The organism is Cryobacterium sp. Sr3 (assembly GCF_004402835.1).
Taxonomy (GTDB): domain Bacteria; phylum Actinomycetota; class Actinomycetes; order Actinomycetales; family Microbacteriaceae; genus Cryobacterium; species Cryobacterium sandaracinum.
This window is the reverse complement of record NZ_SOFA01000027.1, coordinates 64,749-91,239: the sequence shown is the minus strand read 5'-3', so window position 1 is coordinate 91,239 and position 26,491 is coordinate 64,749. Positions and strand designations below refer to the sequence as shown.

The window sequence follows — 26,491 nt, the reverse complement described above, 5'->3', positions numbered from 1 at the left end:
GCTGCGACCGCTGGGAGCGGATGCGGCACCGGAAGCTGCCTACCCGCCCGGCGTTCCGAACACGTACGTGACGGCGAGCGCGAACATCCAGTCGAAGGCGGAAACGATGGCCATCATGATGACAACGAATACCAGCACCACACCCGTGTAGCTGAGGAGTTCTTTGCGGGTGGGGGTGACGACCTTGCGGAGCTCCGCCATGACCTGCTTGATGAACAGGGACATCCGAGCGAAAGGACCGCGCTTGGAATCGAGCGCAAGTTTCGCGTTTGCGACGATTTCCTCACTGGGTTCGTCGACAACTTTTCGGGCCACCTGATTACACCTTTCATGTGCCGACGGAATGCCACCGACTTGCAGGGCGGACAGGACTCGAACCTGCAACCTGCGGTTTTGGAGACCGCTGCTCTACCAATTGAGCCACCACCCTATGGAACGAAATTCAAACTACCTCGTAACACTCGGACCCCGGAACGAACCGAAAAGCGGGCGCAAAAAAGCTTGGCAGAATTGAATTACCTCGTCGAGTCTAGGTCACCCGGGGGCCACTGTAAAGCCGAGACAGCCCCAGCAGAACGAGGCAGCCCCGTATGCTCGAAGCGTGGCCCACGAATCCAAGCGCATCTCTACCCGAATCGGCTCCATTGCGGAGTCCGCGACCCTCAAGGTGGACGGCAAGGCGAAGGCCCTGCAGGCCGCCGGCCGGCCGGTCATCAGTTTCGCCGCGGGCGAGCCTGATTTCCCCACCCCGGAGCACATCGTCGAAGCCGCCCTACTGGCGGTCCGCGACCCGAAGAACCACCGGTACACTCCGGCGGCCGGGCTGCCCGACCTGCGCGAGGCCATTGCGGCCAAAACGCTCCGTGACAGCGGCCTGGCGATCTCGCCCAGCCAGGTGGTCGTCACCAACGGCGGCAAGCAGGCCGTCTACCAGGCTTTCGCCACGCTGCTCGACCCGGGCGATGAGGTGCTCGTGCCCACGCCGTACTGGACCACCTACCCGGAGTCGATCCGGCTGGCCGGCGGCGTGCAGGTCGACGTCTTCGCCGGCAGTGACCAGAGCTACCTCGTCACCGTCGAGCAGCTCGAGGCGGCGCGCACGCCGCGCACCAAGGTGCTGCTGTTCGTGTCGCCGTCCAACCCCACCGGAGCCGTCTACTCCCCCGAGCAGACGAAGGCCATCGGCGAGTGGGCCGAGGAACACGGCCTCTGGATCGTCAGCGACGAGATCTACCAGAACCTCACGTATGACGGCGTGCGTGCGATCTCGATCGTCGAGGCCGTCCCCGCGCTGGCCGACCGCACCATCCTGGTCAACGGCGTCGCCAAGACCTACGCGATGACCGGCTGGCGGCTCGGCTGGATGGTCGGCCCGCAGGACGCGATTAAGGCCGCCGCCAACCTGCAGTCGCACCTGTCGTCGAACGTGTCGAACATCTCCCAGCGCGCCGGGATCGCCGCACTCAACGGCCCTCAGGATGCCGCGATCGCCATGCGGGATGCCTTCGACCGTCGCCGACAGGTCATCGTCGCCGAGCTGAACACGATCCCCGGCCTCGTCACGCCGACGCCGCAGGGGGCGTTCTACGTCTACCCCGACGTCACCGGCCTGCTCGGACGCACCTGGGGCGGCGTCACCCCGACCACCTCCCTGGAGCTGGCCGATCTTATCCTGGACCAGGCCGAGGTGGCCGTCGTGCCCGGCGAGGCGTTCGGCCCCAGCGGCTACCTGCGCTTCTCCTACGCGCTCGGCGACGCGGCCCTGCTCGAGGGCGTGCAGCGCCTCCAGCGGCTGTTCGCCTAGCGCAGCGCGCCAAACGGCTCGCCGGTGAACCGACAGCTTGGGGGGTCAGGGGCACTTCTGCTCCCCCCTTCCTGTCGGTTCGGCCGGGGCTGTGGACAATCTCCGGCACCCTGTCCACGCTCGAGCGCCGCACCGCCATCCTGCAACGGATACCACCCGGCGCCTTCCTCAGTCATCACACCGCCGCCCTGATCGTCGGCATTCCGCTGCCGCTGGTCATCCCCATCGTGCCGATCCTGCAGTTCATCTCCGGCGTCTACCTGCAGTTCTACCTGCTGCCCGACTGGATGCAGAACGCGGCCAGCGTATTCCCACTGAAGTGGATGGCGCAGGGCATGCGCGGAGTGTTCCTGCCCGACAGCTTCGCGAACCTTGAGCAGAGCGGTTCCCGGGACTTTCCGCTGATCGCGCTGAGCCTGCTCATCTGGCTGGTGGTGGGGCTCGTGCTCAGCCGGGTCACGTTTGTTTCGCTGGATCCGCAAGGACACCTAGGAGCGTGACTCCTGAACGGCTTATTGTGTCGCTCACGGAAGGTCAGAGCTGACCGCACCGCGTGGACACTCTTCATCACAGGTTGAGCACCGGGCCCGGCGTCGAACCAATTCGACGGAGATTTTGGGCCAAACACCCATTTTGAGCTCAAACGCGCTGTTCAGAGCGAAATCTCCGTCGAATTCGTTCGGGACGAGTTGCGGCAGGGCCCAGACTCGACCGACATGGCGTTTGCAGCGCACGTCCATCCCGCGTCGCGGTCCACTGCGCGCCTGCGTCGGCCTCCAGAACAACGACCTCGGAACCCCGAGCCGCGAACCCCCATCGCCCGCAGCCATCAGGGCTCACTCACCGAACGACACCCGGCATTGTCGGCTCGGGCCACCGCGAGCACACTGGCAGCATGACCGACGCACCCGAGAGCCAGACGACGCCGTCGGCCGCGGAGCCCGGCACTCCCCCCACCCCCTCCGACGGGAGCAACGACTTCTTCGCCGCAATCCGTTCCACGGGGATCGTGCGCGGGAGCGACCGCTGGCTGGCCGGCGTCTGCGGCGGAGTCGCACTGCGAGCTGGGCTGAACCCCACGCTGGTGCGAGTTGTGACCATCGCGCTGGGCGTCCTCGGCGGTCCGGTTCTGTTCACGTACGCGGTCGGCTGGGCTCTCCTGCCCGGCCCGACCGGTCGCATCCATGCCGAACAGGCCGTTCGCGGCGTCTTCCCGCCCGTCATGATCGGGATCATCGCGCTGGTGGGCATCAGCTTCGCCTCCTACACGCGCAGCCTGTGGTGGCAGAGCCCGGCGGCCGTGCTGCCCGACTGGCTGGCGACCACACTCGCGGTGGGCTGGAGCGTCGGGGTGACGATCGGGCTCATCTGGCTGGTGTTCTTCCTGGCCCGACGCACCACGGCGCCGGCCGGCGGATACCCGCACAGCACCGCCGCGGAAGGCATCGGGGCCGGTGTCACTTTCGGGGCCATGCAGCCCGCCGAAGCAGCGGGCAGCTCCGGGACAGCCGGCACAGCCGGCACAGCCGGCACAGCCGGCGGCGCCGTCACCGTCGGCGGCCCTGCCGCGCCACCACCCGGACGCGGCTCCTGGCGCGACCTTCGCCCCGGGGCCGGCTTCAGCGCGATCGTGCTCGGGTCGGCATTGCTCTGCGGCGCGGTCGCCGCCGGTGTGTGGTCGGGCGGCAACTGGTCGGATGCCGCACTGGTGCTGGGCCTGGCCGTCACGCTGGGGGTGCTGGCCGTTGGCATCATCGTGTCGGGCATTCGCGGAAAGCAGAGCGGCGCCCTGGGTGGGTTCGCCTTCCTTGCGGCGGTGGCCCTCGTGCTGCTGGGCCTATTCCCGAGCGGCACCGCGTTCTTCCTGGTCGGCATCCCGGTCTGGACGGTCAGCGCCGATGCCGACGCTGCTCCCCCGGGGTATGCCGTGCTCTCCGGCCGGGTCACCATCGATCTCACGGCCCTCAACGCGGCGAGCGTGGAGGACCGCACGATCGATATCTGGATGGGCGTGGGCGTCACCGAGCTGATCCTGCCCCGCGGCCGGGCCGTGCTGGTGGAGACGAATGCGCTGGCCGGCAGGATCGACTACGTCGGCGGCTCGGTCGCCGTGCAGCAGGGCGGCGCCTTCTACTCTGACTCGCGTACCTTCAACGACGACGGCACCGGCACCGTGGCCCGCGTCCGCGTCTGGACGGCGCTCGGCCAGGTCACTGTCGTCGGCCCCTCGCGTCTGGAACCCTGATGACCACGACCCCCGACCCGAACCAGCCGCCGAACGAGCCGCCGAACCCGCCGTTCGCCCGGCCGCTCGACGATCAGCCCACGGATGCCGTCACGTCCGTGACGGCATCACCTGACCCCGCGCCCGCCGAGCCCGAGGGCCATGGGGAGAGCGGTCACGAGGTGGAGGTTGAGACCACCCGTGCAGCCCCGGCTCACACGGTCGCCTGTCCGAGCCCCATCCCTGACTACGCGATGGAGCCCTCCGTCGAGCCGCCAGCGGCGGCACCGGCGTTTCTCGCCTCGGACCCGCCGCTTCCGGTCGCGCCGGTGCCGACGGCCCGCGCCGCGGCCCCGACCGCCGCCGCCGCCGCCGAACCGGCGTACCCCGAGGCATCCATGCGACCCCTCCGCCGCCCGCTGTTCAGCACGATCGTCTGGGGAGTGATCCTGCTCGCCCTGGCCGGCTACGTGCTGCTCGGGGTGCTGGCGCCTGCTCCCGCCGATCCCACGCTCTGGCTGCTCGGCGGCGTGATTGTGATCGGACTCCTGCTAATCGTGGTCGGCATCATCGCAGCGCTCCGCCGCGCTGGCTGACGCCCCCGCCCGCGCTCACACCCCGGTTTGACGGCTTCAGGCCCGCGAGAGCGGCGCGGGCCGCGCTAGGCGTCGAGGCCGACGAGCACGGGCTCGGGCTGCAGGATCACGCCGAACTCGGACTGCACGCGAGCCTCCACCAGCCGGGCGAGCTGCGCGATCTCGTCGGCGGTGGCCCCGCCAGTGTTGGTCAGCGCAAGGGTGTGCTTGCTGGAGATCGCGGCGCGGGAGCCCGGCAGCCGGAAGCCGCGCGAGATCCCGGAGTGCTCGATCAGCCAGGCGGCGCTCAGCTTCACGAGCGGCACGGACCGCTCCCCGGGGATCGGTCCGACGCCGGCATACTCGTCGAGCGGGATCACCCGGTCGGGCAGTTCCTGCTCGCCGAGCGGCCAGCGGGGCACGGCGTCCGGCAATGTGCGCGAAAACGCCAGCGACACGATCGGATTGGTGAAGAAGGAGCCGGCGCTGCGGGTATCGGCGTCATTCGGGTCGAGCACCATGCCCTTCCCGGCGCGCAGGGCCAGGACGGCGCCCCGCAGCTGCGCGAGCGGCACCCGATCGCCCAGCTGCACGCCGAGTGCGGTCGCAAGCTGCGGGTAGGACACCGGCCGGCTGAGCGCGCCGCCGAGAACGGATGCCTCGCTCTGCGTGTCGTGCAGGTTCAATTCGACCGCGATCACCAGACCGCGGAGCCCCTGTTTCAGAGCCGAGGTGCGGTAGCCCAGTTCGAGCTCGCCAGCCTCCATCCGTCGCCGTTCGCCACTGTCGTAGTCGAGGAAGTCGATGGCAGCCAGGCTGTTGCCGAGTTCCTGGCCGTAGGCGCCGATGTTCTGCACCGGGGAGGCCCCGGTCGAACCGGGGATGCCGGAGAGTGCCTCGATACCGGACCAGCCCTGCGCCACGGTGTAGGCCACCAGCTCGTCCCAGGGCTCGCCGGCCTGCACTCGCAGCACCAGCCGGTCCGGGTGATCAGACGGCGAAGGGGACGCGGGAGAGGAAGCCGAGACAACGTCCACCCCGCGGGTCAGCACCCGGATCACCGTACCGTCGAAGCCCTCGTCGGCCACGATCGTGTTCGATCCGCCGCCGAGCAGCAGCCACTCATCGCCCGAGGCCCACACGATCAGGGTCTGGTCGACAAGGTCCTGCTCGGTGGCGGGCGACACCATCCGGGCGGCAGGGCCGCCGACGCCCATGGTGGTCAGGTCGGCAAAGGTCGGCGCGGAGGCAGCGGGGCTCGTCATCGGGAACGACCACTCAGACCAGGCGCACGCGTGCCTGCGCCTTGCCCAGCACAGTCACCTCGCCCGACGACACGATGAGGTCGATGCGGGCGACGCCGGCATCCGTGTCGATGGCGCCGACCTTGGCGACCACGGTCACGACCGCCGCGCCGTCGGCCGGCACGAGCACGGGGCGGGTGAACCGCACCTGATAGTCCACGATGCGGCCGGGGTCGCCGACCCAGGCGACGACCGGCTGAACGGCGAAGCCCATGGTGAGCATGCCGTGCGCGAGCACGCCGGGCAGTCCCACGGACACGGCCACGTCGTCGCGGTAGTGGATGGGGTTGAAGTCTCCGGATGCCCCGGCGTAGTGCACGAGGGAGTCGCGCGTGAGCGGGAACGTGCCCTCGGCGACGACGTCTCCGACGGTCAGGTCAGCGAGGCGGGGCGTAGCGATGATGGTCATTCGTCTCCCCTGACGACAAGGGTGGAGGTCGCGGTCACGACGTGCGCGCCGGCGGCGTCGACGATGGTTGACACGGCCGTCACCATGGAGTGGCCGCCGAGGCTCTTTACGCCGGCCACGTGGAGCGTGGCGGTGAGTTCGTCACCGGCCACGATCGGGCGGCTGAACGTGAACCGCTGGTCTCCGTGCACGACGCGGGTGAAGTCGATGCCGGCATCCGGGACGGCCAGAAGCTGCGCCAGGGTGGCCTCCTGAACGACCACGGCGAATGTGGGCGGGGCGACGACGTCGGCGTAGCCCGCGGCGCGCGCGGCCTCCGGGTCGAGGTTGATCGGACTCGTGGCAAAGACCGCGCGGGAGAACTCGCGCACCTTCTCCCGGCCGACGAGATAGGGGGCGACGGGCGGGAAGACCCGGCCCTGCAGTTCGGGGTTGACAGACACAGGCCGAGTTTACCGGCCTCGGCCGGGGAAGGCGCCATCGGGCAGACTGGCTGGTGTGAAGATCAAGCGCGTGCGTCTGGGTGACCCTGAGGTGGTCCCGCTCCTGGCCGACCTGGCGCGGGAGTATGACGAGCGCTACGGCGACGGCGACTCGGTGCACGACGTGCCGGCAGATGCCTTCGCCCCGCCGAGCGGCACCTTCCTCGTGCTGCTCGATGGGGGCGTGACGGTGGCGGGTGGCGGCATCCGTCGCCTGAGCGAGACGACCGGCGAGGTGAAACGGATGTGGACCAACCCGGCCTACCGCCGGCAGGGCCACGCCGTGGCCCTGCTCGCCGCCCTCGAGGAGGTGGCGCAGCAATTCGGCTATCGGCACCTGCGCCTGGAGACGGGCCACGCGCAGCCGGAGGCGCTCGCGCTGTACCGGCGCCTCGGCTACCGGGAGATCGGCAATTACGGGATCTACGAGAACGCGACCGGGTTCGAGCGCACGTTTGCCTCCCCGGAACGCCCCGCCTGACTGTCCGGCATTGGCCTGCGACACGCCCGCTTGCTAGCGTAGTCACGTCATGCCTAACAAATTAGAGCCACACCCCGACCTTCCCATCGACCTGCCCACGGCCGAACGCATCCATGCGGCCGTCGCGCATTATGGCGAACAGGCCGTCATCGACAATTCCGTCGCGCTACTCCGCGCCAAGAACGCCGGCAAGGACTTCCTGCTCTACGCCGGCGGACGCCACGCCCTGGGCATCCTCGAAGGTGCCCCCGCCCTCTACTGGCCCGAGCTGTGGGGTGCCCGTGCGCTGCTCTACGTCTGGGGCGATTCGGCGGCACCGTACATCGTCGTCGGCATGAACAACCAGGCTTGGCGGGTGCGCGAGATGTGCGCCAAGGTCGTCCTGCTGCGCGGCCTCGAGGTGGCGCCCAAGCTGGTGCGCCTGACCACCGACGAGGTTCCGCGCGTGCGCGCCGCGGCCCTGCACGCGCTGGCCGCCCAGGGCACCGCCGACCACCTCGCCACCATCGTGCAGCGTCTGCGCGACCCCGACAAAGAGGTGCGCCGCGCGGCCCAGCAGGCCCGCGACGTGCTCAACGCACGGTGGAACCTTACGGTCGAGCAGGGCCAGGGCACCGAGCAGACCCACGGAACCCGGCACACCCACCCGAGCGCGTAGCCGAGCCCGGAACCGGGACACACACGCAGTACCGAGACGGGGGGTCCGGATGTTCCATCGCTTTGTGGCCATGGGCGACAGTTTCACCGAAGGCGTCGGTGACGACCTGCCGGGCGGCCAGGTGCGCGGCTGGGCCGACCTGGTCGCGCTCGGGCTCGCCGCGGCATCCGCCCACCCCGTCTCCTACGCCAACCTCGCCGTGCGCGGTCGGCTGCTCGGCCCGATCGTGGCGGAGCAGCTGGAGTCCGCGCTCGCGCTCGGCCCCGACCTGCTCAGCATCTGCGGCGGCGGCAACGACGTGATGCGGCCGCGGGTCGAGATCCCCTATGTGGTCGACCTGATGCGGAAGGTCGTCGACCGGGCCGAGGCGCAGGGCGTGCACGTGCTGGTGCTCAGTGGCGGCAATCCCTCGCACCACCTGCCGCTCGGCAACCTGATGCGCCGGCGTGGCGATCAGCTGGCGGATGCCGCGCGCGCCGCCTTCGACCGGCCGGGCGTCACGCTCGTCGACAATTGGGCCGACTCCGAGCTGGAGCACAAGCGGTTCTGGTCGGTCGACAAACTGCACCTCAACGCGCTCGGGCACACCCGGGTGGCCACAAACGTGCTGGCCGAGCTGGGGGTGCCGGTTCCGGTGGAGTGGCTGGATGCGCCCGCCGCGGCCGACGAGCAGGTGCAGAGCACGACGGCGTATTACCGCGAGTTCGTGCTGCCGTGGATCGGACGCCGGCTCACCGGACGCTCCTCCGGAGACGGCCGCCCGCCCAAGCGGCCCACCCTGGAGCCGGTCGATGTCGGCTGATCTTTCCGGAAGGGGCGCCCGCGCCGCGACCAGGCTGCCGCGTCGGGCCCGCATCCGGCCCGGGAGAGTCGATTTGCGTCCCCTCACGCGCGCGGATTGACGGCGATCGATTTTCGGCGGTAGATTGCATCGATAGTCATCAATGTATGTAGGTCTCAGTCGAGGGAGAACACCATGAGCGAGAATAGTAACCCGGTGCGCGAAGAGGTGCGGGCCCGCTACGCGAGCGTGGCCGTCTCGGTTACGAATGAGGGGCGTCGGTCGCTGCTCACCGAGACGCCTGCCGCCGGCTGCTGCGAACCGGCCGCCATCGACGAGAGCCTGGTTTTCGGCTCCGCGCTCTACGACGACGCGTCGACCGCTGACCTCCCGGGCGCGGCCCTGCTGGCGAGTCTCGGCTGCGGCAACCCCATGGCGGTCGCAGACCTGCAGGCCGGCGAAACCGTGCTCGACCTCGGCTCGGGCGGAGGCATCGACGTGCTCCTCTCCGCCCGCCGGGTCGGGCCCACCGGGTTCGCCTACGGCCTCGACATGACCGACGAGATGCTCGACCTTGCCCGGCACAATGCGGCCGCAGCCCAGGCGCAGAACGTCCAGTTCCTGAAAGGCACGATCGAGGAGATCCCACTGGGCTCCGGCAGCGTCGACGTCGTCATCTCCAACTGCGTGATCAACCTGTCGACGGACAAACCCGCCGTGATCGGCGAGATGTTTCGCGTGCTACGGCCCGGCGGCCGCGTCGGAGTGTCCGACGTCGTGGCCGAGAACCACCTTGCGCCCGCCCAGCGGGCCGAGCGCGGCTCCCACGTGGGCTGCATCGCCGGCGCGCTCTCGATCACTGAGTACGAGTCCCTGCTCGCCGCCGCGGGCTTCGAGCAGGTGGGCGTCACCCTGACCCACGAGGTGACCGACGGGATACACGGCGCCATTGTGCGGGCGGTCAAGCCGGCCGGCGCCGCCTAGACCGGCCGGCGACGCCTAACCCGCGGTGGGTACGCGCAGCAGGGCACCCTCCCGGCGGCAGGTGGCGGCCGCGATCAGCATGGCGTCGGCCAGCAGGGCCTGCCAGCCCGCGGCATCCGTGGGCACCCCCCTTGTCAGCATGGTCTGCACGGCCCCGGCGAGGGTGGCGTCGCCCGCGCCCATGGTGTCGACGACGGCGCCGGGAAGCACGGCGATCGGCTCGCTGACCCGCAGATCGGCGCCGCAGGCAACGGATGCCCCCGCGCGCCCGGCCGTGGCCAGCACCGTCTGCGTGCCGGCGGCCAGCAGCCGCTCCCGCAACTCTTCGAGGGTGCTGCGGTAGAGCAGCTCGGCGTCCTCGTCCCCCACCTTCGTGAGGAGGCTCCGGGCAGCGATTCGTTCGAAGTTCGCCACGAACAGGTCGCCGTCGGCGAGCATGCCCGAACGCGGATTCGGGTCGATCACGAGGCGGCGTTCCGGCTCCGCGACCGCGGCGATGAAGGCATCCGTCTGGGCCGTGTCATCGAAAGGGAAGCAGCTCACGACCACGAGGCGGGCGTTGTCCAGGGCCGCGCGCTCGGCCGGGCCGAACTCGATGCGGCGCTTCCGCGCGGCCTCATTGAAGGCGTAGGTGGGCTCGCCGTCGGTGCGGTCGGAGGTGGCGCGGGAGCTGCCAAACGGCCCGGGTGTGGCGACCAACGTCACGTCGTGCGCGGCGAGGAACTCGCGCAGCCGGGCACCGTCGGCGTCATCGCCGACCATGGCGATCAGGGTGGTCGGCACACCGAGCACGGCCAGGCCGACGGCCACGTTGAGGGCGGCGCCGCCGGGGAACTCCAGGCGGGACCCCGGGCTCAGCATCTCGTCGATGAGTGCGTCGCCGACCACGACCACCCGGTTCTGCTCAGTCAGGCTCTGCTCAGTCAGGCTCTGCTCAGTCAGGCTCTGCTCAGTCAGGCTCTGCTCAGTCAGGCTCTGCTCAGTCAGGCTCTGCTCAGTCAGGTTCTGCTCAGTCAGGTTCTGCTCAGTCAGGCTCTGCTCAGTCATTCGCACTCTCCCTTGCCCCTGCCAACAACCCTGTCGCACCAAGCCTAGGTGAGTGAGTCCTCATCGATATTGAACCAATTCGACGGAGATTCTCGTGCAGAACTGCTTTTTAGGCGCGTTGAGGAGCAACTCTGGCAAAATCTCCGTCGAATTCGTTCGGGGCGCTAGCCCGAGCCGGCCTGTGTCACCCCGCGTCACCCCGAGTCAGCCCGCGAAACCAAATGCGGCCGCGTTTGTCCAGACCCTTCCGCCGGGCGCGGCATCGTCGTACGCTCGAACACAGGCAGGGTGGCTCCCCGAACACCGGTCCTTAGTCCCTGATTGCAGGGTCCGTATGAGACCGGAGCGAAGCACCCCTCGTCGGGGGCAGGACATCATCGGGGTGACCTGCCCCCACACTCCGACACGTAAAGTCGGAGCATGGCTTCCGATGCACCCACCCCGTGGATCTCCGCCGACGAGATCTTCGCCCGCGTCGGCGTCGGCGCCGCGGCGCGCGCCCTGCAGGTCGCCGTGCGGGCTGGGCTCGACCCGGCGCTTGATTTCAGCCGCAGCATCCTGCCCCTCGACCGGGGCCAGCTGCTGCTCATGCCGTCGCAGTCCGCGGAGTTCGTGGGCGTCAAGATCGCCACCGTCGCGCCGGGCAACCCGCAGCTCGGCCGGTCACGCATCCAGGGCGTCTACCTGCTGATGGATGCTGTCACGCTCAGCCCGGTCGCCCTGCTCGACGGCATCGCACTGACGACCCTGCGCACCCCGGCGGTGTCGGCGGCCGTCGCCGACCTGCTCGCGCCCGCCGAGGTGGAGCACCTCGTGGTGTTCGGCGCGGGACCCCAGGCGCGCGGGCATGTCGAGGCGATGCGCGCCATCCGCCGGGTCGGTCGGGTCACTGTGGTCGGCCGGCACCCGGGCCGCGCCGAGGCACTGGCCGAGCAGGTGCGGGCGGGCGGGCTGCCCGCGCAGACCGGCACCCCCGGCGCCGTGGCCGACGCTCAGCTCATCGTCTGCGCCACCACCGCCCGCACCCCGCTGTTCGACGGGTCCCTGGTGCCGCGGAACTCCTGCACGGTGGCGGTCGGGTCGCACGAGCCCGACGCCCGCGAGCTTTCCAGCGAGCTGATCGGACGCGCGCAGGTCGTCGTCGAAGACAGCCAGGTCGCGCTGCGGGAGGGCGGCGACGTGCTGATCCCGCTCCGGGAGGGCGTGATCCAGGCCGATTCCCTGGTGCCGATGCGGGACATCCTGACCGGCACGGTCGCCGTCGACCAGTCGCGTCCCCGCGTCTTCACGAGCTCCGGCATGTCCTGGCAGGACCTGGTGGTCGCCCAGGCCGTCTTCCGCCCGTAATCCCACCGCGCGTGTACGCCGTTCATCACGGAGCGCCGTGTGTAGCGTCGAACCGATTCGACGGAGATTTTCTCATCAAGGCGCTGTTTCAGAGGGTTTGAGACCGTCTCAGGCAAAATCTCCGTCGAATTCGTTCGGGCTGGATTTAGTGCAGGCGAGCGCGCGCGCTCGCTGAGCTGCAGCCGAACCCGGCTTCAGCCGATGGCCGCGGGCGACGAATGTGACCGGGCCGGCACCGCGAGCACGTCGGCCGCCGCCCGTAGTCGGTGCCCCTGCTCCACCCGCTGTCCCCACGAGGTGCCCGCGATGATCAGGCCTGCCCCGAGCACCGCCACCAGGCCGAGGTTCTCACTGCCGAGGCTCACCCCCACGACCACCGCCCAGACCGGTTCGGTGCCCATCAGCAGGCTGGCCCGCGCCGCCGAGGTGTGCCGGATCGCCCAGGTCTGGGCCAGGAACGCGAACACGCTGCAGGCCAGACCGAGGTAGAGCACCCCGAGCCAGGCGGCCGGACCGAAGGCGCCGATCGCCCGAAGTGTTCCCGGCGCATCCGCTGCGGTGAACACCAGGGCACCCACGGCGGCCTGCACCAGCGTGATCGTGAGCGTCCCGGGCCGGCGGCCGGCGCCGTCGGCGCGGGTCACCCGGCCGACCATGGTGACGTGCAGGGCGCGCACAAGCGCTGCGGCGAGCATGAGCAGGTCGCCAGGGTTCGGGGCGCGAAAACCGTTGCCGGAAACGAGCAGCGCTACCCCGACGACCGCGAGCACCGCAGCCACGAAGAACGAACGCGGTAGCCAGTTGCGCGCCGCGACCGACTCGAGGATCGGGGTGAGGATGATCGTCAAGCTGATGATCAGGCCCGCGTTGGTGGCCGAGGTCACGGCCACGCCGGCCGTCTCCAACCAGAGAATCGCCGCCTGGGTGAGCCCGAGCAGCGCGCCCCCGGCCAGCTCGGCGCGGGTCGGCCGCCGAGGCCGGCTCAACGCCCAGATCAGCAGCAGCGCCAGCGCAGCCACCAGAAAGCGCAGCGCGAGCACGGCGCCCACGCTCGCCTGCTCGGTCAGCACCTTGGCGGCGAGGTAGCTGCCACCCCAGACCAGCGCGACAAGCAGCAGGACGGCGTCGATGCGGTAACGTCCGAGCCGCGGGAGGAAGGTCATGGGCCAATGCTGCCGGGCGGTATCCGTTAAGTCCAGATCACCAATTCTGAACCAACACTTTAGTGTTTGCTTATGGATTTGCATCAGCTCTTCACCCTGCGGGAACTCGGCGAGCGCGGCAGCGTCGCCGCGGTGGCCCGCGCGCTGTTCGTCTCGTCGTCGGCGGTGTCGCAGCAGCTGTCCGCGCTGCAGCGCAGCACGGGCGTGGCGCTGACCGAACGACGCGGGCGCAGGCTTGTGCTGACACCCGCCGGCACGGCTCTCGCTACCGCCGCCGCCAGCGTGTCCACCGCGATGGCCGCCGCCGAGCAGTCGGTGGCACATTTCCACGAAGAGCCGGCCGCGCCGGTGAGCCTGTCGGCGTTCCACAGCGCTGGGCTGGCCTGGTTCGGGCCTCTGATCTCGCGATTGGCCAGTCCGGCCGGACCCACCGGGACGCCAATCCGGTGCGGCGACGAGGATGTCGCACGGCAGGATTTCCCGGCACTGGTCGCCGACTATGACCTCGTCATCGCCCACCGGCTGCCGCACGATCCCCTCTGGCCGCAACGGGTCACGGTCACCCCGCTGCTCTACGAACCGCTGGATGTGGCGCTGCATGTCGGACATCCTCTGGCCGGTCGGTCGTCGGTGTCGGTCGCCGACATCGCCGACGAGCCCTGGATCGCCGGGCACCCGGGCTTCCCGCTCGCGGAGGCGGTGAATGTCGTCGCGGCGAGCGCCGGGCACCCCCTACGGATCGAGCACCGCATCAACGAGTTCTTCGTGGCGGCCTCCGTGGTCGCTTCGGGGTCCGCGATCGCACTGCTGCCCCGGTACACGATGGCCCCGGCGCCAGGGTCCGGCCTGGTGCTGCTGCCGATCGAGGACCTGCGGGTCGGCCGCCAGATCGACGTTCTCAGCCGCCCCGAGACGCTGCTGCGGGCGTCGGTGCGCCGGGTGCTGGGCGAGCTGCGAGCGGTGGCCGGCTCCCGCACGGAATGACCGCCGCGTTGAGAGGATGTCCGACTCACCGGCATGGTCAATGTCGCCGAGGTCTTCCAGCGGACACCCGACCCCGCGAGAGCGGGGACGGGCGACGGATGCGTCGCCTCACCAGTCGACGAGCTGCTCCCTGTCTCGCTGCACATCGAACGTGAACTGCTGATGCCTGACCATCGCGGGGATCTCCCACACCAACCAGATGGGGACCAGCAGGAACAGCCACGGCCCGGCAGGGGTCTGGAGCATACCGAAGACGGCGACGAACCCTGCGGGCGGAACTGTGATCACGGTATCGGCCCCCCTCAGTGCCTTTGGGCGGGAGGAAATGACTACCGTCCATTGATGCTCCGGGTGCGGATACGCAACGGCGCCGACCGTGGAAACAGCAGAGAAAGAACTTACCCGCGATCCCGGGCCGCGATCCGTTCGAGCTCGTCGCCGATGCCGATGTCGGCCACGACGATTCGTCCGGCCAGGCTCGCCGCGGGTTCCCGCAGCAGACCTGGTTTGCAGCCTCCGAACGTCACCGTCAGGTGCGCGGGCAGCACGGTGGGGTCCGGCACGGCGCCGTCGTCGACGCCGATCCCGCTGGGCAGGTCCACCGCCACCACGAGGGGCGCACCGGGGTCGTGCAGCGCGGGAAGGATGGCCGCCACCACCTCACGAGCCCGCCCGCGGAGCGCCGGGCTGGTGCTCGTGCCGGTGCCGAGGATGCCGTCGAGGATCACGGCGGATGCCCGCGCCACCCGGGCGAGAGCGGCATCCGTTTCAGCCAGGGGCAGCAGCGCCGCCCCGGCCGCCAGGGCAGCGCTGAGGCCGCCGTCGTGGAGCTGTGCCGACGTGGGCACGATGGTCACCAAGGCACCCTGCGCGGCCAGCAGCGCGGCCGCGTGCAGGGCGTCGCCGCCGTTGTTCCCCGCACCGGCCAGCACCAGCACCCGCGCGTCCGGCACTCCCCCGCTTTCCGTGAGCAGCTCCTCGAGCAGGGCCGCCGTCTCCGCGGCGAGCGCGGCCGATGCCCGCTCCATCAGCGGCACGCCCTCGGCCAGGAAGGGAGTCTCGGCCTCGCGCATCTGGGCGGCGGTGTAGGTTTTCACGTCGCCAGAGTACTCCCGCGGCGGTGCGGCTCACGGCACCGAGGGCGACCGGACGAGCCCTGCCGAGATCTGTCCGTGCCCCCTCGTGCCACCCGGTTCGCACCCGTCTCCCATCCTGACCGGGCATGCTGAAGTCCTGATCGCCCGCCACTCCGGCCGGCGCGCGACAAGAGAGCTGAAACAGTGGCCGGCGCACGCGGCATCACCCTTCCGAAACTGACTCTGGCCACCGAGCGGAGCCGCCCGGCTCCCCCGCGGCCCTTCCTGCAGCGCGGCCGCCGCTTCGCCGAACTCGTGCGTATCGCCCGGAAGAATGGACTGCTGCCGGTGCGGCGGCTCGACTTCACGACCAACCCGAGCGGGGCAGCCGTTCGCGCCGTGCAGGCCGAGGGTCTGCGGGCCGCGCTGGAGGAGGCCGGTGGAGCCTTCGTCAAGATGGGCCAGCTGCTCTCCACCCGATCCGACTTCCTCCCCCCGGAATTCGCCCGGGCCCTCGCGACGCTTCAGCAGAGCGTGAAGCCTGCCCCCTGGGGCGAGGTCGAACGGATGCTGGAGGAGGAGTTCGGCGGACCCCTCGCCGGCGTCTTCGCCAGCTTCGATCCCGACCCCATCGCCGCGGCCTCCATCGGCCAGGTGCACCGGGCGACCCTGATGAACGGCACTGTGGTGGCCGTCAAGGTGCAGCGGCCCGGGATCGTGCCGGAGCTGCGGCGCGACGTCGCCATCGCCGTGCGGGTGACGAACCTGATGAGCCTGACGTCTCCGCAGGCCAGAACTCTGGGCATCAAGGCGGTCGCCGAGGACTATGCGGCCGACCTCGTGCGCCAACTGGACTTCCGGCTGGAGGCGCTGAACCTCTCGGCCATGCGCGCCCTCCAGCTGCGCGGCCCGCGGGCCGGCGACCTGCGTTTCCCCGAGCTGTTCGAGTCTCTGTCCAGCGATCGCGTGCTGGTGATGGAGTACCTGGTCGGCGACACGTTCAGCGACCTGAACGAGACGTCCGACGCGCCTCGGGCCGAGCTCGGCGCCGCCATGCGCACCGTGCTCAGCGCCTTCGTGCGCCAGATCGTCTTCGACGGCGTCTTCCACGCCGACCTGCACCCCGGCAACATCATGCTGCTTGCCGACGGCACCCCCGCGCTAGTCGACTTCGGATCGGTGGGCCGGCTCGACCTGCAGCTGCGGGAGACGATCCAGGAGCTGCTGATCGCTTTCCTCCAGTCCGACACCCAGCTCATCGCCGACGGGCTCCTCAAAGTCGCCCCGCTGCGGGACGGTGCGGACGAGAAGGCGTTCCGCCGCGAGCTGAGCGCGTTCATCACGTTCGAGTTGGGGCCCGGCGCGCGGGTCAGCGTGCTGACCGTGGATGTCCTGGTGGCTATCCTCACCCGGTACGGCGTGGGAATCCCCGCCGAGTTCGTAGCGGCGGCGCGGGCGTTCGCGGTGCTCGAGGGCACCCTGCGCTCCAGCATGCCGGAGTTCGACCTGCTCGAGGAGTCCCGCAGGCTGGCGAGCGTACAGATCCGCGACCAGATGGCGCCGGCCAACGTGCGCGAACTCCTGACCACCGAGCTTCTGGCTCTGCTGCCCAGCGTGCGCCGGCTCCCCCGGCGTTTCGACCAGATCGGGCAGGCCCTCGAGATGGGCAACCTCAACGTCAATGTGCGGCTGCTCGCGGACCAGAACGACCGGCGGCTGCTCACCGGGCTGGTGCGGCAGAGCCTGCTGGCCCTGGTCGGCGGGGCCGCCGGGGTGATGTCCCTGGTCTACCTCACGACACCCGCACCGGCGGACCCGGGGGTCATCAGCACGGTGACGGCCGGGTTCAGCCTGGGTGCCGGCTCCGTGGTGCTGCTGGTTTCGGCGTTCGCGGATTCGCTCGTGACCCGCAGCCGCGCGTGACCCGTGCGACTGAATCGAGCGACTGCCACGTGCGACTGCTACGCGCGTCGGGAAACGACGAAGGCCCCGCCTGAGGCAGGGCCTTCGTCATACGTTCTGGGAGCGGGAGCGGGAATTGAACCCGCGACACAATCATCACAATCGTTCCGATTCAATCAATCGACCCCGCGCTACGAATCTGGTCGTAGCGTTCCGAAATGACGACCTGGATATTGCGTTTTCGCAGCATGGCCCGGTGCGCTTTGGCCGAGTAGGCCTTGTCTGCCAGCACCCGGTCGGGTCGAGTGCGGGCCCGTCCCGGGCCGATCCGGTCGACGCTGAGCGAAGCCATAATCTCCGTGAGCATTGGCGAATCCCTGCCCGGTGCCCAGAAGAACCACAAGCGGGCGCATTTTTCCGTCGCAAAGCTGATGAATCTTGGTGGCCAAACCGCCGCGAGAGCGGCCACTGGCATGATCAGGAGGCTCTTCCAACAGATTCGTGTACTTCGACAGGGCCCCCGTGATGCGCGGAAGGTTCGTCGCATGTTGATGCACCCGATATCTTCGGAACCAGGCGGCCCTGCAGCTCAACGTGCTGGGAACCCTGTTGGCTCGGGCGGAGCGGTATCGGATCGAGCGGGAGGTGTGGGCGTGGTGGCAAGCCGCACTGACCAACATGATGTCAACGCCCAGATCTCGGCCGCGGCGCCCGCATGTATCGAGCCGGCCGTTGTTTGGGGCGAGCACGCCGGGTGAGCGGTTGTGGCCGCGGTATCCGCGAGCCAGCACGAACCGGGCCGATCACCGTTCCGCGCTCGATCTGGTGGGCGCGGGACTGCTGAGCCCGGAGAACCGGTGGCAGCACCTGGGCGAGGTCGCGTAGGTGATTCCATTCGCGGAGACAGTCTTGGTCAGGTCTTCAGGAATGCGGCCTTGGAAGAATGCGAGAACTTCGCTGATGTCCGGTTCGTCCCAGAGGGAGATCTCGGGGACGCTGATCAGCTCGCTCATGGGCCCCACGATTAGTTTCACGAAGATCGTTTCCCGGTGATATTGACCGTGGGCAGGTTGAGTGATTCGGTTGTCTGACTAATGCCGAGGGCGGTGACGAGGTGGAAAAGTGCGCCGGAGAGGGCATCAGCGGTGAGGAAAGATGCCCCGCTGGAGGAGATTCGCCTCATGAGCTCACTTTTCCCCCACCCCGCTGGGTATTCAAGCCCCCGTTGGGATGAGGTCACCTAGGAATAGTCTCAGTCCAAGCTCCGGCGTGACAGTGGCCCCGCTTCCACGCTGAGCTTCCCTGTCCCCGGCCCCGGCACGGAGACAGCACCTTGCACAACCAAGCTCATGCCCTTTCGGAACGCGACGAAATAGCGGCGCAGCCGTCGGAGCCATTTCCCGGTGGAGCTGCTTCGCGGCACAGAGATTGTAAAGTGATATCGCTCTAAATGATGGCGGCTACGCCAGCACAACCGTAGGGACCCGCGTTCGCGGGCACCGCGTCTCGCGTCGTTATAGGCGGCTTAGGACTCCGAGTGCGTCACCGAGTGCACTCGAGATTGAGCGGCCTGCCGGGTTGCGGTGCCATTGTTCAAGTGCGGAGAAGTAGCCGAAGACTAAGGCAGACGACTTGATATGGGCTTCCGAGGTGGTGAGTCCACCGGATGCGGCGAGGATTGGAGCGATCCGATCGACTGCGTTGGCCAGCATCTCGTAGGAAGACCTGCGGACGGATGGTTCGTCGAAGAAGTAACGGATGCGTCGACGCGCAAGGCTCCCCTCCGGGATGTGCTGATCAGGTGATGGCTCAAACCGAGCCACGATGGCGCGCACCGTGCCGAGTAGGTCAGTGTTGTCGATGACAGCAGCAAGTTCGGCTTCGCTCAGGGTGTCGAAGTCATCGGCAAGGACGATCCCTTCCTTGGTGCCGAAGTATCGGTAGACCGTAGAAGGAGAAACCTCGGCAGCTTCTGCAATGTTCTCGACTATTACGTGCTGGAAGCCACGCTCGTCGAACAAGTCCAACGCTATCTGTTGAATGTGACGCATCGCCGCGCGTCGCTTGCGATCCCGCAATCCTAATGCCATCTCCCCATGATACTACTAGTGACTTGCATTTGACTTGCAGTGCCATAATTTTATATAGTCACAATCAACTGATAGTCACTGTCGAATGGGGTGTTATGAAGACGGAACGCACGGCATCGCGGCAGGTCGCGTTGTCGATCTGTGTTGGTATGGGATTGGCTGGGACGGTAGTGGCCCTCATCTTGATGGCTGTCGACCAAGTGAGTAGTGACAGTATTGCCGCCCACGTCCAGGAGCTCTACGAACCGTTTGGCAAGATCCCTGACCCGATTGTTCCCTGGATTTTCTTGTACAGCATCTTCGCGGTCGGGGTGGTCGGGTGGGCGATCGCGTCCGTTGGCGCATGGCGCAAAGCATGGTGGTCTCGGTGGTGGTGCGCGGCCACCTTCTGCGTGGGTAGTGCGCTGCTAATTTTTGCGGCGGTTGTCTCCGAACACGGCTCCCCCATCCTGCCGCTGCCGTGGCGCATAGTGAGCATCGCCGTGGCCGCGGTCGGCGCGATCACCACAATGATCGCCTGGCTTCCCACCACTGATCGGATAACGGAATGAGCATCCCCACTTCGTCCACGCGCCTGGGGTAAGTCTCCTCACCAGAATGAGGTCTTCGTTCAAGCCGGATAACCCTGTGTCCACTAACCACGGCCAAAGCTACGCCGCCGGGTCCACCAGTGGCGTGTTTGGGTGGTGCTAGGTCTGGTGGGCGCCTTGGGCTGTTTATAGCGCCCGCCCAGACTGGTGCTGTGAGGCTGGTGATCATCACGGGCTGTGCGGTCCCCGACGCACACGGCGCCGTGGCCTATTCCGCAGGGCAGATCCGCCGGCAGGTGCTCGAGGTGATGGGAGCGAGAGCTAACTGTGCACCCGACTCGCGGCACATCGCCGAGTGCGGATACCTGGTGAGCCTGGTCGCGACAAGTCAGACCGCCTATGAATCGCTCGGCCGCGGAATTCGCTTTCGCGCCTGCGACACCCGCAATCTCACTCGGTTCTCGTACCACCCTGGGAGATAGCGGTGGGCGGCAACACAACGCCTGCCCCTGAGAGTACGTCGGGGGCGGTGTTCGAAGTACGCGAGAGCTGAGATTTCAGGAGCGGTGGTGGGAGCCGGCCAGGGTGGGGATCTGATCGGCGGGGTCGTCCGTCCCCTCTGGGACGTCGTCGGCGGGCACCAATCCTGCGTCGATAGTGTCGTCGGTGTTCAGGCGTACCAGCTGGTCGCGGGTGAACCCGAAGAACCAGGTGGCGAAGAATCCCACGGTGTAGGCGACGATCAGGCCGCAAGCGTAGCCGAGTGCGGCGGCGCCCCAGCCCTGGCTGCCCTGGAGCAGTGGGAACAGCGAGACGTCACTGGCGCCGATGGCGATCGCGCCGACGGTGTAGCCGAGCTGATCGAATAGGCCGATTACTGCGCCGCCGAATGCGCCGCCGATGCAAGCGGTGATGAAGGGGCGGCCCAGCGGCAGGGTGACGCCGTAGATGAGTGGCTCGCCAACGCCGAGGAATCCTGCGGGCAGTGCACTCTTGATGGTACGTCCGATGCTGGTGTTGCGGCGGAGCCTGAAGAACACGGCGATGGCGGCACCGATTTGGCCGGCGCCGCCCATGGCCAGGACCGGCAGCAGGGTGGTGTAACCGACCTGTTCGATCAGGGTGGTGTGGATTGGGGTGAGTGTTTGGTGCAACCCGGTCATCACCAACGGCAGGAACAGCCCGCCGAGGACGAAGCCAGCGAAGACACCCGCAGTGCTCAGCAGCCAGGTGGCGCCGATACCGATCTGGATAGACACCCAGCCGGCGGCCGGCATCAGGAGGAACAGGGCGGCGAGGCCGGCGATCAGCACGGTCGACGTGGGCACGATGAACAAGGCGAGCACGTCGGGCGCCCATCTGCGGGCCCACCGCTCGACGTAGGCGCCCAGGATGGCGGCGGCCATGGCGCCGAGAACCCCTCCCTGGCCGGGGGCCAGTTGCTGACCCCAGACGACGATGTTTGCGACTCCAGGAGCCACAATGATTCCCCCGATAACGCCGCCGATGATGGGTGTGCCGCCAAACTCTTTGGCAGCGTTCATCGCAACGAACACGGCGAGTAGGGCGAAGAACCCGCTGGACATGACGCTGAAGATCGGAGACAGGGTGGCCAACCACGGAACCTGGCCGCTTGTGGCCAGGTTGGTCAGGATTCCGTTGATGCCGGCGATGAGTCCGCAGGCGATCAGCGCGGGGATCAGTGGGACGAAGATGTTGGAGATGCGCCTCAGAGCGTTTTTGACCGGGGTATTGTTGCGCTGCTTGTTCTGTTGCCGGATGGCCGCACCTTTGTCGGCCAGCTGAGCGGCCGAGGAGGCAGCCGACCCTTCCGCGCGGGCGGCGCTGAGGGCCGACTCCACGTCGATGGCCACCCGGTCGACCAGACCCGGGCCTAGCACGATCTGGCAGTTATCGCCGGGCAGCGCGGCGAGCACCCCGGCGATCGCACGCAGTGCGGCGACATCGACTCGATCCTGGTCACGGACGCCGACACGCAATCGGGTCATACATTTCTCGACGTCGATGATGTTCTCGGCGCCGCCCAGACCAATGAGCAACTGGTCTGCGATGACTCGTGAGTCGGCCATGACTGATGTCCTTTCGAGCAAAGTGCGGGGTTGCACGGGGCTCCTAGCGGGATGGAGAACCCGGGCTACAAAATTATGTCGTAATATGAAAATAGCTTTCACAGACTTAGGAGTCAAGAGGTAATTATTTTCACCACTCGTCTGCGTTGTTGACGGCAGGTTTCGACAATCCCCAGGCTGAAATCTCTGCTGCGCTGCTGCGCACTGGTCACCGGGGAGATCAGGTGTGGCTCTGATGCACTTAAACGAGTGGATCATTTTGCAGTTGATGTAGTTATTTTGAAACCGTAAGTTGTAGTCCCTCAGTAACGGAGTCAGGCAGGCCACGACCCTGTCGAAACCACACGGGTGCGCCGTATGTGGCGGGTAACGCCTGTGCGACCGTAACTGTCGCGAGGACGGCGGTGGCCGAAGTGTTCGGAGCGACAATAGCCGGCCGGAGCCGACCCACGGAAGAGTCAGGAGCCTCAAAAAAAACCGCGTAATCCCGTGTCCGCTGAATCAATCTCGCTGACTTGGCTATCCGCACAATTGCCGCGATCCTCGTTAGAAGCAGGAATACGGCTGGGCTCTTTCGTAGACTTGCGTGTAGCGCGTGCGCCACAGGGTCCGAGTTTTCGCTCGACTCTTAGAAACTGCGGCTGCGCGTTATGGGCACTACGGAGCCTGAAATGTAGGACGCTTCGGGTGAGGCTAGGAAAACGTAGGCGGCGGCGAGTTCGGCTGTTTGTCCTGCCTGGCCCAGTGGGGTTTCCCGACCGAGAGTGGACAGCTTGTCTGGCCATGAAGTTACGGGGATAAGCGGCGTCCAGACTGGCCCGGGCGCGACTGCGTTGACCCGAACCCCGGCTGGGCCTAATTCTTGGGCGAGCGCCCGTGTGAACGCTACGAGTGCGGCTTTGGTCATGGCATAGTCGATCAACACCTGTGCGGGGCTCGATGCCGGGATTGATGACGTGGAGATGATCGATGCTCCCGGCCAGAGGTGCGGGATGGCGGTGCGCGCGATCCACAGAGTCGCATAAAGATTGGTTTTGAAGACCCGGTCGAATTCTGCCGTTGACAGGTTTTCTGGACCGTTCCGGTTTTTTTGGTAGGCGGCGTTGAGCACCAGGATATCCAAGCCGCCGAGGGTTGCCACGGTATCCTTTACGAGGTTGACGCAGTGGGTTTCCTCGCGGATGTCGCCCGGGATGAGCAGGACCGTGCGGCCGGCGGCCCGGATCTGCTCTGCCGTGAATTCGGCATCCGTCTGTTCGTCAGGCAGGTAGGAGATCGCAATATCGGCACCATCTTTGGCGTAGGCGATGGCCACGGCCCGGCCGATGCCTGAGTCGCCGCCTGTGATGAGTGCCCGCCTCCCGACAAGTTTTCCGGCGCCATGGTAGGTGTCTTCGCCACGATCCGGGCGGGGCTTAGTCGCCTCGGTCAGGCCGGGTTGACTCTGTTCCTGCTTGGGGTTGCCGCCGGTGATGTATTTCGTCCTTGGGCTGTCGTTTTGGTTCGTCAAGGCGTGACTCCCTATCGAAAATCGGTGGATGTTGCCGGTTGAGGGAGCACGGCTGACCGCCGTCAGATGACTTCTGTGAGCCGGTGAGTCATCAGCGGATGCGGGCGGCATTGGTCGTTCGCGCGCGGAAGCCACCGCTAATCTGCACGAGGGCGGGGAGCTGTAGGCCGAGGAGATTATCGAAGGAAAAGAGCACCTCGTTGACAATCCGGCTGGCTTCCCGAGGTGAGATTCCTCGGCGGCAGGTGATGGCCACCTTCAGTGCTGACTGGTTCTTGACGCGGTAGGTGGAGACGTGGGAGGCAACAAGTTCCGGTCGGTTTGTGAGAGCATCTTGGATGGCGTGCTCGGCCACTCTCGACTCGATGACAACCGCGCCACTGCTGGTTTTTCCGTTTAGTGAGACGATCCGGCCGGTGTGCCCGTGGCCTTGACGCAGGCTGAAGGTGACCAGCACCGCGATGAGCAGCACTCCAGCGGCGAGGACGATGAGCCATAACCAGCTGCCGCTGACCGGGATCAAGGATTCGGGAAAGGGGGTGGCCTGAAGCCACCGGGTTGCCCTATCGATGCCAACACGAGTTGCGTTCGTCCAGCTGTCGCGGACGAGCGGAACAAGTGCCACCAGGGCCAGGGTCGCGCCACCGGTCAAGACGAGGAGTCCGACCAGGAAAACAAAGATGCGGTTGAGGATGCGATTGGTGGAGTTCATCCGCCCACCCTCCCCATGGAGACAACAACGACCTTCGCGTGTAGGGAACGCAGCAATCCAAAAGCCTCAATCTGTTCGCGCACGGCCGTGAGCACCGCCTGCTGATCGATCGCCGTTCCAGAGGTAGGAGTGAGGTGCACGGTGGCGCTACGGGGGGTCACGGTGACCCGCGCGTTGTCTGGGGCCAACCCAGCGACGCGGGCCGCTTCACGAGCCAACGCGGATGCGATCACCTCGTTGTCGACGATGGTCGCGGCCCGTTCGGTCTCGAGCAGATGGCGAGATCGCCGGCCAGGAGTGACAGCCACGACAAGGAGAAGCAGCCCGATGAGGGCGCCGGTGAGGCCGAGCCCGCCCACGAACACGGGCGGTGCAGAGGAAACGCCTGCGACCGCGCCCGCCATACCCGCGGGGGTCGCGAGGAGCCCCGGCCGGCCGAGCAGGTTCAACACGATCTCGATCATGAGCCAGAGGCAGGCGGCGATGGCCAGGATCGCGAGAGTGATCGCTGCAACCGAACGCGGCGAGTAAAGCTCGCGACGGCTGATCCGTTGGTAGGTGGAACGATACTTAGTCATCGCACGCGGCCCTCTGGTCGAATGTCGGCACCGGTGAGCCGCACGGTCACCCGGGACAGGGTAGAACCGGTCAACTCGCCCACCCGGTAATGAATGTGCTGCCTGGCGTGCTCGGCCCGCTCCAGAATCGTGCCCCCGATGCGAGTCACGACGGAGGGATCCCGGTGCACACGGGTGAGCGCAACGACCCGGATGGGGGCGCTGACTGTGAGGGCGAGGTTGCCCTGATCATCGGTGATCTCGGCACCGACCGCCGAGGGGTCAACGCCCAGAGCGTCCGCCGCGACCGCACACACTAACCGATTCAAAGCACGAGTCGAGACGGTGGTCCGGCCGTTTTTGAGCACCGTCGGCGATAGCGTATGACGGGCCGCTGTTTCGGAACTGAGGGTTGTCATGACGACGACCGCTTGCCCCGGAATGCGTCAACCAGGTTCGCAACGCTCAGCTTTCCGTCCATAATCCGCCCGACGATCGCGCCGACCGCCATGGCCGCGGCCACGAACACGCATGGCCAAAAGCCAAGGACCAGCCACGTCAGAGCAAGCACGGCTCCGAACACAGCCCCCGTTTTCGCCAAGGTGCTCACTGAACCCGAGCCTCGGACTTCTCGTCCTTGTCGTCGGTCGGCAGGTACACGTCGTTGATGTTCACGTTCACCTCGGTGACCTCCATTCCAACCAGATCTTCGATCACACGGATCACGGCAGACCGCACCCGCTCGGCCACATCCTGCAGGGCCATGGGGTACTCCGCGACAATGGTGACGTCGGCCGCGACCTGAGTTTCTCCGACCTCCACGTTGATGCCCTGGCTCACGTCCGAGGTGTTCAGGGCATCGCGGATGGCACCGAGCGCCCGGGCGGCTCCGCCGCCAAGAGCGTGCACACCACTGACCTCACGGGCTGCAATGCCGGCGATCTTTGCCACCACAGCGTCGTTGATCACGGTCTTGCCGCGGCCGGGGGCCGCCGAGGCGGAGTTCGGTGCGGTGGAAAGAGTAGGTCTGGTGAGATCTGCCATGGGAGGCTCCTTGTTCGTGTCCCCTGAAAGGGACGTATTGCAATGCTTAATATGTAGACGCATGCCACGACGCGTTCGTCACACCCGGTGCTACAGTTCCCAGCGAATCGAGGGGCAAACATTTCAGATAGCAAGAGCAGGGCACTGCTGGCCCACGCCGACGACCGCACCTTGGTGGACCGCGCTGTTGACGGAGACGTTCGAGCATTCGAAGTGATTGTGCGACGGCACGGCCCGTAGGTACGCGCGCACGCGACCCGCAACCTGGGCTGCAGCCACGATGAAGGCGATGTCGTACAGGACACGTTCATCACGGCATGGGCGAAGCTATCGACCTTGAAAGATTCTGCGCTGGTAAGAAGTTGGCTGATGCGCATCGCCAGCCACAAGAGCATTGATCGAATCCGCGCGCGGCGGCAGAACTCCAACCTCGACGACGTCGGCGTGCCCGCATCGGAGGACCATTCACCGACGCAGATAGTGGAGGCGCGTTCGTGTAACGAGGCACTCTCCCAAGTCTTGTCCGCCCTTCCGGAGGATCAACGACAACGCTGGGACCTAGAGAGTTTGGGGACTACCGTTATTCGGAGATCGCTGAGGAACTCGACTTACCCCTTTCTACCGTTCGCGGGCTGCTTGCTAGCGCCCGCGAAACTTTGATTCGCGAGATGGAGGCCTGGCGGTGACGACTCGGAAACGCCCGCCTCACCCCCGGCCTGGTACGAGTCAAATGACGA

31 protein-coding genes, 2 tRNA genes and 1 pseudogene are annotated in these 26,491 nt (G+C 67.2%); 13 read left to right on the top strand and 21 right to left on the bottom strand.

Going from position 1 to position 26,491, the window contains the following annotated elements:
• Positions 1 to 39: 39 nt before the first annotated feature.
• A complete protein-coding gene (gene secE / locus E3N94_RS07995; RefSeq protein WP_104100756.1) occupies positions 40 to 315 on the bottom strand; it encodes a preprotein translocase subunit SecE in 276 nt (91 codons plus the stop codon).
• Between the two features lie 42 nt (positions 316 to 357).
• Positions 358 to 430 (bottom strand) — tRNA-Trp (locus E3N94_RS07990).
• Positions 431 to 601: 171 nt separating this feature from the next.
• On the opposite strand from E3N94_RS07990, the gene E3N94_RS07985 reads away from it, so the two are divergent.
• The 4 genes from E3N94_RS07985 (at position 602) to E3N94_RS07970 (ending at position 4,624) form a co-directional block, all read left to right on the top strand.
• Positions 602 to 1,804, top strand: coding sequence for a pyridoxal phosphate-dependent aminotransferase (locus E3N94_RS07985; protein WP_134570053.1), 1,203 nt, complete (start codon positions 602 to 604; stop codon positions 1,802 to 1,804).
• Between the two features lie 227 nt (positions 1,805 to 2,031).
• Complete coding sequence (locus tag E3N94_RS07980) at positions 2,032 to 2,304, top strand: hypothetical protein (protein WP_134570052.1); 273 nt, start codon at positions 2,032 to 2,034, stop codon at positions 2,302 to 2,304.
• A gap of 395 nt (positions 2,305 to 2,699) precedes the next feature.
• Positions 2,700 to 4,049, top strand: coding sequence for a PspC domain-containing protein (locus tag E3N94_RS07975; protein ID WP_134570051.1), 1,350 nt, complete (start codon positions 2,700 to 2,702; stop codon positions 4,047 to 4,049).
• Entirely contained in the window at positions 4,049 to 4,624 is a 576-nt protein-coding gene (locus tag E3N94_RS07970; protein WP_134570050.1) for a hypothetical protein, read from the top strand. Before E3N94_RS07975 ends, E3N94_RS07970 begins: the two co-directional genes overlap by 1 nt.
• Positions 4,625 to 4,689: 65 nt before the next feature.
• On the opposite strand, the gene E3N94_RS07965 is transcribed toward E3N94_RS07970, so the two are convergent.
• The 3 genes from E3N94_RS07965 to E3N94_RS07955 are packed head-to-tail and all read right to left on the bottom strand — an operon-like array spanning position 4,690 to position 6,759.
• Positions 4,690 to 5,868, bottom strand: coding sequence for a UDP-N-acetylmuramate dehydrogenase (locus tag E3N94_RS07965; protein ID WP_104100751.1), 1,179 nt, complete (start codon positions 5,866 to 5,868; stop codon positions 4,690 to 4,692).
• 13 nt (positions 5,869 to 5,881) lie between these two features.
• On the bottom strand, positions 5,882 to 6,316 hold the full coding sequence (locus E3N94_RS07960) for a MaoC/PaaZ C-terminal domain-containing protein (protein WP_104100750.1): 435 nt from the start codon (positions 6,314 to 6,316) through the stop codon (positions 5,882 to 5,884).
• The gene (locus tag E3N94_RS07955; protein WP_104100749.1) at positions 6,313 to 6,759 is read right to left on the bottom strand and encodes a MaoC family dehydratase N-terminal domain-containing protein; all 447 of its coding nucleotides are present in this window, start codon (positions 6,757 to 6,759) and stop codon (positions 6,313 to 6,315) included. The genes E3N94_RS07960 and E3N94_RS07955 overlap by 4 nt, the downstream gene beginning before the upstream one ends.
• Before the next feature lie 55 nt (positions 6,760 to 6,814).
• Between E3N94_RS07955 and E3N94_RS07950 the strand changes: the two genes are divergently transcribed.
• The 4 genes from E3N94_RS07950 to arsM all read left to right on the top strand — a co-directional run bounded on the left by E3N94_RS07950 (position 6,815) and on the right by arsM (position 9,702).
• Positions 6,815 to 7,279 (top strand): GNAT family N-acetyltransferase, encoded by a 465-nt coding sequence (locus tag E3N94_RS07950; protein ID WP_158250258.1) that lies wholly within the window; start codon positions 6,815 to 6,817, stop codon positions 7,277 to 7,279.
• 49 nt (positions 7,280 to 7,328) lie between these two features.
• Entirely contained in the window at positions 7,329 to 7,937 is a 609-nt protein-coding gene (locus E3N94_RS07945; protein ID WP_134342996.1) for a HEAT repeat domain-containing protein, read from the top strand.
• A 49-nt stretch (positions 7,938 to 7,986) separates the two neighbouring features.
• Positions 7,987 to 8,739, top strand: coding sequence for an SGNH/GDSL hydrolase family protein (locus E3N94_RS07940; protein ID WP_134342995.1), 753 nt, complete (start codon positions 7,987 to 7,989; stop codon positions 8,737 to 8,739).
• Between the two features lie 174 nt (positions 8,740 to 8,913).
• Positions 8,914 to 9,702, top strand: coding sequence for an arsenite methyltransferase (arsM, locus tag E3N94_RS07935; RefSeq protein ID WP_134570048.1), 789 nt, complete (start codon positions 8,914 to 8,916; stop codon positions 9,700 to 9,702).
• 15 nt (positions 9,703 to 9,717) lie between these two features.
• Here the strand turns inward: arsM and E3N94_RS07930 are convergent, their stop codons facing one another.
• Complete coding sequence (locus E3N94_RS07930; protein ID WP_241987084.1) at positions 9,718 to 10,749, bottom strand: PfkB family carbohydrate kinase; 1,032 nt, start codon at positions 10,747 to 10,749, stop codon at positions 9,718 to 9,720.
• Between the two features lie 420 nt (positions 10,750 to 11,169).
• Between E3N94_RS07930 and E3N94_RS07920 the strand changes: the two genes are divergently transcribed.
• The gene (locus tag E3N94_RS07920; protein ID WP_104100744.1) at positions 11,170 to 12,096 is read left to right on the top strand and encodes an ornithine cyclodeaminase family protein; all 927 of its coding nucleotides are present in this window, start codon (positions 11,170 to 11,172) and stop codon (positions 12,094 to 12,096) included.
• Between the two features lie 194 nt (positions 12,097 to 12,290).
• Here E3N94_RS07920 and E3N94_RS07915 read toward each other — a convergent pair whose 3' ends face one another.
• The gene (locus tag E3N94_RS07915; protein WP_134570045.1) at positions 12,291 to 13,259 is read right to left on the bottom strand and encodes a DMT family transporter; all 969 of its coding nucleotides are present in this window, start codon (positions 13,257 to 13,259) and stop codon (positions 12,291 to 12,293) included.
• 72 nt (positions 13,260 to 13,331) lie between these two features.
• On the opposite strand from E3N94_RS07915, the gene E3N94_RS07910 reads away from it, so the two are divergent.
• Positions 13,332 to 14,243, top strand: a complete 912-nt coding sequence (locus tag E3N94_RS07910) for a LysR family transcriptional regulator (RefSeq protein ID WP_134570044.1) — start codon at positions 13,332 to 13,334, stop codon at positions 14,241 to 14,243.
• Positions 14,244 to 14,351: 108 nt separating this feature from the next.
• Here E3N94_RS07910 and E3N94_RS07905 read toward each other — a convergent pair whose 3' ends face one another.
• Positions 14,352 to 14,531 (bottom strand): hypothetical protein, encoded by a 180-nt coding sequence (locus E3N94_RS07905; RefSeq protein WP_134570043.1) that lies wholly within the window; start codon positions 14,529 to 14,531, stop codon positions 14,352 to 14,354.
• Between the two features lie 110 nt (positions 14,532 to 14,641).
• Positions 14,642 to 15,340: an NAD(P)H-hydrate epimerase gene (locus E3N94_RS07900; RefSeq protein ID WP_241987083.1), complete on the bottom strand. Its 699-nt coding sequence runs from the start codon at positions 15,338 to 15,340 to the stop codon at positions 14,642 to 14,644.
• 183 nt (positions 15,341 to 15,523) lie between these two features.
• On the opposite strand from E3N94_RS07900, the gene E3N94_RS07895 reads away from it, so the two are divergent.
• A complete protein-coding gene (locus E3N94_RS07895; RefSeq protein ID WP_134342498.1) occupies positions 15,524 to 17,242 on the top strand; it encodes an AarF/UbiB family protein in 1,719 nt (572 codons plus the stop codon).
• A 97-nt stretch (positions 17,243 to 17,339) separates the two neighbouring features.
• Here E3N94_RS07895 and E3N94_RS07890 read toward each other — a convergent pair.
• The 5 genes and pseudogenes from E3N94_RS07890 to E3N94_RS07875 all read right to left on the bottom strand — a co-directional run bounded on the left by E3N94_RS07890 (position 17,340) and on the right by E3N94_RS07875 (position 19,311).
• Positions 17,340 to 17,412: transfer RNA gene (locus tag E3N94_RS07890), tRNA-Thr, on the bottom strand.
• Positions 17,394 to 17,588 carry a hypothetical protein gene (locus E3N94_RS16535; protein WP_166784756.1) on the bottom strand — a complete coding sequence of 65 codons (195 nt, stop codon included), beginning with the start codon at positions 17,586 to 17,588 and terminating at the stop codon, positions 17,394 to 17,396. The genes E3N94_RS07890 and E3N94_RS16535 overlap by 19 nt, the downstream gene beginning before the upstream one ends.
• Before the next feature lie 34 nt (positions 17,589 to 17,622).
• Positions 17,623 to 17,712: pseudogene (locus E3N94_RS17150) on the bottom strand (IS5/IS1182 family transposase); the annotation flags it as partial.
• A gap of 312 nt (positions 17,713 to 18,024) precedes the next feature.
• Positions 18,025 to 18,234, bottom strand: a complete 210-nt coding sequence (locus E3N94_RS07880) for a hypothetical protein (protein ID WP_134401017.1) — start codon at positions 18,232 to 18,234, stop codon at positions 18,025 to 18,027.
• A gap of 501 nt (positions 18,235 to 18,735) precedes the next feature.
• Positions 18,736 to 19,311 (bottom strand): TetR family transcriptional regulator, encoded by a 576-nt coding sequence (locus E3N94_RS07875; RefSeq protein WP_134342501.1) that lies wholly within the window; start codon positions 19,309 to 19,311, stop codon positions 18,736 to 18,738.
• 95 nt (positions 19,312 to 19,406) lie between these two features.
• Here E3N94_RS07875 and E3N94_RS07870 point away from each other — a divergent pair, with 95 nt between their 5' ends.
• A complete protein-coding gene (locus tag E3N94_RS07870; protein WP_104100736.1) occupies positions 19,407 to 19,862 on the top strand; it encodes a hypothetical protein in 456 nt (151 codons plus the stop codon).
• Between the two features lie 536 nt (positions 19,863 to 20,398).
• Here E3N94_RS07870 and E3N94_RS07865 read toward each other — a convergent pair.
• From E3N94_RS07865 to E3N94_RS07835, 7 genes are all read right to left on the bottom strand, one after another.
• Positions 20,399 to 21,931, bottom strand: coding sequence for a PTS transporter subunit EIIC (locus E3N94_RS07865; RefSeq protein ID WP_104100734.1), 1,533 nt, complete (start codon positions 21,929 to 21,931; stop codon positions 20,399 to 20,401).
• 628 nt (positions 21,932 to 22,559) lie between these two features.
• Positions 22,560 to 23,441, bottom strand: a complete 882-nt coding sequence (locus E3N94_RS07860; protein WP_241987082.1) for an SDR family oxidoreductase — start codon at positions 23,439 to 23,441, stop codon at positions 22,560 to 22,562.
• Between the two features lie 91 nt (positions 23,442 to 23,532).
• Positions 23,533 to 24,153 carry a hypothetical protein gene (locus E3N94_RS07855; RefSeq protein ID WP_134570042.1) on the bottom strand — a complete coding sequence of 207 codons (621 nt, stop codon included), beginning with the start codon at positions 24,151 to 24,153 and terminating at the stop codon, positions 23,533 to 23,535.
• Complete coding sequence (locus E3N94_RS07850; protein ID WP_134570041.1) at positions 24,150 to 24,731, bottom strand: DUF6286 domain-containing protein; 582 nt, start codon at positions 24,729 to 24,731, stop codon at positions 24,150 to 24,152. The genes E3N94_RS07855 and E3N94_RS07850 overlap by 4 nt, the downstream gene beginning before the upstream one ends.
• Positions 24,728 to 25,039: a hypothetical protein gene (locus E3N94_RS07845; protein ID WP_241987081.1), complete on the bottom strand. Its 312-nt coding sequence runs from the start codon at positions 25,037 to 25,039 to the stop codon at positions 24,728 to 24,730. Before E3N94_RS07845 ends, E3N94_RS07850 begins: the two co-directional genes overlap by 4 nt.
• Before the next feature lie 86 nt (positions 25,040 to 25,125).
• Positions 25,126 to 25,293 carry a DUF2273 domain-containing protein gene (locus E3N94_RS07840; protein WP_347232577.1) on the bottom strand — a complete coding sequence of 56 codons (168 nt, stop codon included), beginning with the start codon at positions 25,291 to 25,293 and terminating at the stop codon, positions 25,126 to 25,128.
• Positions 25,294 to 25,316: 23 nt separating this feature from the next.
• On the bottom strand, positions 25,317 to 25,754 hold the full coding sequence (locus E3N94_RS07835; protein WP_134570040.1) for an Asp23/Gls24 family envelope stress response protein: 438 nt from the start codon (positions 25,752 to 25,754) through the stop codon (positions 25,317 to 25,319).
• A 264-nt stretch (positions 25,755 to 26,018) separates the two neighbouring features.
• Between E3N94_RS07835 and E3N94_RS07830 the strand changes: the two genes are divergently transcribed.
• Positions 26,019 to 26,414 (top strand): sigma-70 family RNA polymerase sigma factor, encoded by a 396-nt coding sequence (locus E3N94_RS07830; protein WP_233191380.1) that lies wholly within the window; start codon positions 26,019 to 26,021, stop codon positions 26,412 to 26,414.
• The last annotated feature ends 77 nt before the right edge of the window (positions 26,415 to 26,491 follow it).